The 5800-nt window shown below is 64.9% G+C and carries 3 protein-coding genes and 2 pseudogenes; all 5 read right to left on the bottom strand.

Annotated features, from left to right (window positions below; genetic code table 11):
- Window positions 1-1254: virulence factor Mce family protein (locus AC2VOU_RS20045; protein WP_486958933.1), on the bottom strand; the 1254-nt coding region annotated here is incomplete at its 3' end.
- Window positions 1254-2345, bottom strand: coding sequence for an MCE family protein (locus AC2VOU_RS20040; RefSeq protein WP_486958934.1), 1092 nt, complete (start codon window positions 2343-2345; stop codon window positions 1254-1256). The genes AC2VOU_RS20040 and AC2VOU_RS20045, both read right to left, overlap by 1 nt.
- Before the next feature lie 50 nt (window positions 2346-2395).
- Entirely contained in the window at window positions 2396-3937 is a 1542-nt protein-coding gene (locus AC2VOU_RS20035; RefSeq protein WP_486958932.1) for a virulence factor Mce family protein, read from the bottom strand.
- A 5-nt stretch (window positions 3938-3942) separates the two neighbouring features.
- Window positions 3943-5466: pseudogene (locus AC2VOU_RS20030) on the bottom strand (MCE family protein).
- Window positions 5463-5800 (bottom strand): annotated as a pseudogene (locus tag AC2VOU_RS20025) (mammalian cell entry protein); the annotation flags it as partial. The pseudogenes AC2VOU_RS20030 and AC2VOU_RS20025, both read right to left, overlap by 4 nt.

Raw genomic sequence — 5800 nt, 5'->3', positions numbered from 1 at the left:
GGGGTCGACGGGCTGATCGCAGCGGGCGCCGGGCGCCGGGCAGTTCCGGATCTGGTTCGGGTCGCCGTACCACGGGTTGGTGCCCAGCGGCACATACGGTTTGTTGTCCCGGCATTCCCGCGGCGTCGCCCTGCGCTTACCGGGCACGTCCGCGCAGGGGTAGTTGCGCGCACCACGGACGTCGTTGGCTTGGGTGTCCTGCGGGATCTTGCAATACGTTCCCGCCGGCAGCGGCGCGGTGCTGGTGTCGGCCGGTGAGCGCCACTGCGAGGCGGGCAGGAATCCAGTCAGACACGGCGGCGGATTGTTCAGCGACAAGTCGAAGCTCATCAGCACCGACCCCGGCGCCGACGCGACCAACGTCTGGGCCACCGAGCCGATCTCCGGCAGGAAGACCAGCAGCTGTTCGAGTCCCGCGTTGTAGCGCTTGAGCATGTCGGCGACGACTTCCAGATTCGCGATGGTCTGCGGGAGCGACTCGCGGACGTCGCTGAAAACGCTGTTGACCTGATCGGCTGTGGGGGCGCCGTGCGCCAGGATGCTCTGCACATGTGGGTCGTTGTCCGCGATCTGCGCGGTGAGGTCTTTGAGGTTGCGGGACCATTGGGCGATCGAATCGCCGGAGTCCACCTGACTGTCCAGAATCGGCGCCGCATTGGCGATGATGTCGTCGACGTCGGCAAGATTAGCCTCGAAGTCACCGACGATCGATTGGGTCGAGTCGACGAGCCGTTGCAGCGCCGGCCCCAAACCACCTACAGCCATTGATGTTTCGTCCAGCAGCGACGCAATCTTGTGCTTGGGCAGCGCCGCCAGACCGCGGTTTGCGGCGTCCAGCGCGGGGCCTATCTCGCTGGGCACCGTGCCCTTGGTGATGGTCTGGCCCGGCGCGAAGAACTTCCCGGGATCACCGGTGGAGACCAGGTCGACGTACTGCTCACCGATCGCCGACACCGAATGCACGTTGGCCGAGGCATCGATCGGGATCTTGTAGCGGTCGTCGATGCTCAGCGTCGCCCGGACGCCGTGTCGGGTCGGTTCGACCTTGGTGACCTTGCCGATCTGGATTCCGCGGTACGTCACGTTCGAGGTGCGGTACAGACCACCCGACGCCGGTAACTCGGCGACCAGACGATATTGGCCGATCCCGAGTTGGGCGGGAATGCGCAGGTAATACCAACCCAGGGCAACCAGCGCGACTAATGTCAAGGCGGCGAACACAATCAACTGAAGGCGGATGAAGCGGGTCAGCACTATTCGCCTCGCTCCACCGGCGCGTCGGCCGGGTTCGGCGTGTAACGAATATCGGGAATCATGGTCGACAGATCGCGGCCCCAGGACTGCTCGAGCGCACGCAACGCTCCGGAGAACCCCGTCCCGGTGAAGATCGCGTTGTCGACAGTGCTCAGCGTGAGATCCAGCGCACCGGAGACGTTGATGTAATCGCCGCGAACGATTTTCGGCACGCTGTCGATGTTGAACGGCGGCGACAGCAGCAACATCAGCGCGTCGACCAAATACGGCGCGGTACGCCCGAGTTGCTTGAGCGGTCGCTGCAGGTCGCCCAGATCCTGGTGCAGGTCGGCCCGGGCAGCGGTGAACGTCTGGTCGGTGACGTTGCTGATCCGGCCCACCGCTTCGACGGTGTCGGCGAACAACTTCCGTTGTTTGTCGAAATGCTCGACCAGCGGCGGGAATTCGGTCAGGGCTCGATCCAGGGTATCGGCACGTCGTGCGGCATAGCCCAGCAAGCGGTCGGTGGAATCGATGACGTGCCGAATGTCGTCACGCTGCTGATTCACCTGGCCAACGAACACGTCCAGCTTGCCCAGGAAGTCGCGGATCTGATTGGCCCGCCCGGCCAGGATCGTGTAGACCTCGTTCTGGATGACTTCGAGATTGGGGATACCCCCGCCGCGCAACACCATTGCCAGGGTTGCCAAGGTCTGCTCGGTCGAGGGATAGCTCGACGAGTTGTTCAACGAGATCGTCTCGCCCGCTTTCAGCAGCTCAGGCGACGGGTCCGGTGGCGCCGCCAACTCGATGTGCTGAGAGCCCAACAGGCTGGTTTGACCGATCTTCGCGGTGGCGTTGCGCGGTAGCCGCACGCCCTTGTCCAGGTCGACGGTCAGCGTGGCCACCCAGTTCTTCAGATCAATCGAGCGCACCGTACCGACGAACACGTCGGCCACCAGCACCCGGCTATTTCCGTTCAGCGCCATGGTGTTCGGCATCTGAACGTAGATCCGGTAGGCACCCGGACCGCTACCGGGCCCGCCAGGCAAGGGCACATTGGCGATGCCGCGCCAGCTCCCGCACGACGTCAGCATCAGCACCACGGTCATCACCGACAGCGCCTGCCACAGCGTGCGGCCGACCAGCCGCGCCGTCCTCGTCAACGCGCGCCCACTTCTGCGGGTGCCGGCGAAAGACCGGGCGGCGGCGGACCCGGTGACGGCAGCGGTTGCGGATACCACGGGGGTGGCAGCGGATTGTTCTCGTCGTAGGCATTCGGCGGTCCGGTCATGGTGTTACCGGCAGGCGGGGGCGGAATGTCCGGCCCACCCATCAACTCGGCCAGCGACGCCGCCGTGAGCAAGTTCCTGGTGGCAGGCTGCACCTGCACACCCTGCATACCGGGGGCCGCAATCCAGCCGGGCTCCGAATTGCGGTGCGACCACGGGGTATCCGGTGAAAAGATGCCGGGTACGGTGGTGTCTTTGAATCCCGGCGGCGGCTGTAGGCGCGGTTCGGAATAGGCCACGTTCTTCGGCAGTGTGTCCGCGGCACTGAACAGGTTGATCCCGTACGGAAAATAGTTGAACTTGATCGCGTCCAGGATCGGCGCCAAGTACTGCGCGCAGAGTTCCGCCGAATCTTGATAGCCGAGTCGACTGCCGGCCTGAATCACGCTGCAGATGAACTCCATGGGATTGGCGAAGTTGGTCAACGCCGCCACACCGCTGAGACTGCCGTGCGCCGGTTCGTAGATTGCCAAGATGTTCGCCGCCATGTTCGGCAGGATGTGCAACGCGGTCTCCAAGCCGTCCCGGGGTTCGGGTTGCATGATTGTGGTGGTGACCTCGCCCAAGTTGTTGACGTCGTGGGTCAGCGCGTCACGATTCTCGGTCAAGAACTTCTGCGCGGTGGACAACAGGCTGTCGGTGTCCCGAATGGCGTTGGCGGCCGCCTGATCCGAACCGACCAGGTTGTCGGACAGCTGTTCCAAATCTTTGTTCAGCGCGACGAACTGTCGGTCATCCTGATGCAGCGCGTTGACGAACATCGCCAGGCTTTTCAGGACTGCGAAAAAGTCGCCCCGCCCTTCACCGAGGGTGCCCAGCGCGTTGGACAGGCCGTTGAGCGTGGTGTTGATCTGTTGACCCTTGCCCTCCAGCCCGTCGGCGAACGCCTCGATGACTTCCCCGAATGGCCCCTTGAGCTGGTCCTTGCTCGGCCCGAGTTTGTCGATGATGTGAGTCACGCTGTTGCGCAGTTCATCCCACTCCACCGGCACTTGGGTCCGTTCGATGGGGATCACCGCGTTGTCGGCCAGCACCGGCCCGTCCTGGTAGGGCGGCTCCAGTTGGATGCTGCGCGAGGCGACCAGTGTCGGGTTGAGCACGACCGCGGACGCAGTGGCGGGCACCTTGTATTTGTTGCGGTAGTGCAATGTCACCTTCATCCGGTCGCCGGTGGGTTCGATCTTGTCGATCGCGCCGACCCGGATGCCCATGATCTGGACCTTGTCCCCGGTATAGAGGGCGTTGACCGCCGGGAAGTAGGCGACCACAGTGTTGTTGGTCAATCTGTCGTACAACCGCCACCCGACCGCGCCGGCGACCAACCCCACCGCCACCACGAGCGAAACCACGACCAGCGCGGTCCTCGACACTTGCGGCAGCCGCAGCTTGCGGACGTCGAAAATGGTGCTCACGGCCGTTACCCTCCGTCCCCGCCGGGTGTGACGAACGGCGCCGGCAGCTGCGGCCCGGGCCCCGGCGGCGGTACCGGCGCCGGCGGAACCGCGGGCGGTGGCGGCGGCAGACCGGGTGGCAGCAAGCTGTCGCGTCGCGCCCCCGGCGGCGCGTTCGGCGGCAGCGGCACCGGAGTTCCCGGCGCGTCCGGCGCCGGGGCGCCCGGCAGACCGGCATCCGGTACGCCAGGTGCCGGCGGCGGGCCGTGCGGGTTGGGCGGCGATGACAGCACGTCGGGCAGGGCGGGATACGGGCCGAACGGGCCCTGGCCCTGGCCGATTCCGGCGCACGGCATCGGGTTGCCCGGTCGCGGCGACATCTCCGCCGCTGGCGCATACGAGCACGGCGATCCCGGCGCCACGGCCGGCCCAGGATGATCCGGCGTGCCTTCGAGCACGCTGGGTGCCGGCGGTGGCGCGCCATTGGCAAAGCGGGTGCCGTTCGGATCCGGATACCGGAAGGCGGGCAATCCCGCACTGCGCCAGAAGTTTTCCGGATCGATGCCGCGCTTCTTGAATGCGGCATCGACCCACGGCTGCAGGATCTGGTACGGCAGCAGGTTGCCGATCATGACCTTGAAGTAGGGCCCGGATCCGACCGCCTCGCTGAGTGCGGCAGTGTAGTTGCGCAGTGTATTCAGCACGGAGGCAAGGTCGTTCTTGTGTGTGGTCAACACATCGGTGACACCACGCAACTGTTCGAGCAGGTGATGCAGGTTCGGGTTGTCGTTGATCAACCCCTGCACCTGGGTGGAGAACGCCGAGACGTTGGCCAGCAGTGCGGCGATGGCCTTGCCACGTTCGTTGAACGCCGCGAGCAGCGTCTGGGTGTTCCGCAGCAGCGCGTTGATCTGCTTACTTCGGTCACCGAGCACACCCGCCACTTTCCGCGCCTCGGCCAGCAGGCGTTTGAGGTCGTCGTCACGTTTGCCTATGACGTCGGAGAACTTGGCTACGCCGTCGAGTGCGGCGCTCAGATGCGGATAGGTCTGATTGATGGTGCGGGACAGCACATTCAGCGACTCCTTGACAGTGTCGATGTTCCATCCGGCAGCAGCCTTGGTGACGTCGAAGAATGCGTCGGACACCTGGTACGGGGTGGTGCGTTGACCCAGCGGCAGCACGTCGTTGGGCCTCAGCCGTTAGGCGCCGCGCGACTCGATCTCGAGTACCTTCTTGCCCAGCAGCGTGTCGGTGCGGATGGCCACCCGGCTCTCGGTGCCGATGGTGTGCGTGCCGGTGGTGAACTTCATCAGGATGTGATCGCCGTCGATCGACATGTCCTGCACGGTGCCGACATCCAGGCCGACAATGCGCACCTTGTCACCCTTGCTGACGCCGCCGGAGTCGGTGAACTGAGCGTAATAACTCGCCGTTGCGAACAGCACCGGCAGGCTGCTGAAGCTCTGTCCCACAACGACAACCAGCACCACGATGGCGATCGCCAGTGCTCCGACTCGCACCCGGTTGGCGGGCTGAAGTGTTCTCATTGCAGTGTGCACCTACCCGAGGGCTGGGTCAGGAGTTTGACCGAGCGGACAGGTCCACCGGGCTGCAACCCGTTGACTTTCAGCGACAGATCGCAGAAGTAGAAATTGAAGAAATCACCGTAGATCCCGCTGGCACGGCCGATGATATTGAACGCGGCGGGCACCTTGCCGACCAAATCGCCGACCCGGTCGCGTTGATCGTTGAGCGCGCCGGCCAGCGTATCCAAGCGGGTGACCGTGCTGCGCACCAGCGCGCGGTTATCCGAGAGCAGGTCGGCGATGGTGCCTGCCGCGCTACTGATGTGGGCGGTTCCATCGGCCAAGGGGGCGGCGC

The organism is Mycobacterium sp. TH-M25, from assembly GCF_057473665.1.
This window is presented reverse-complemented; position numbering and strand designations above follow the sequence as displayed.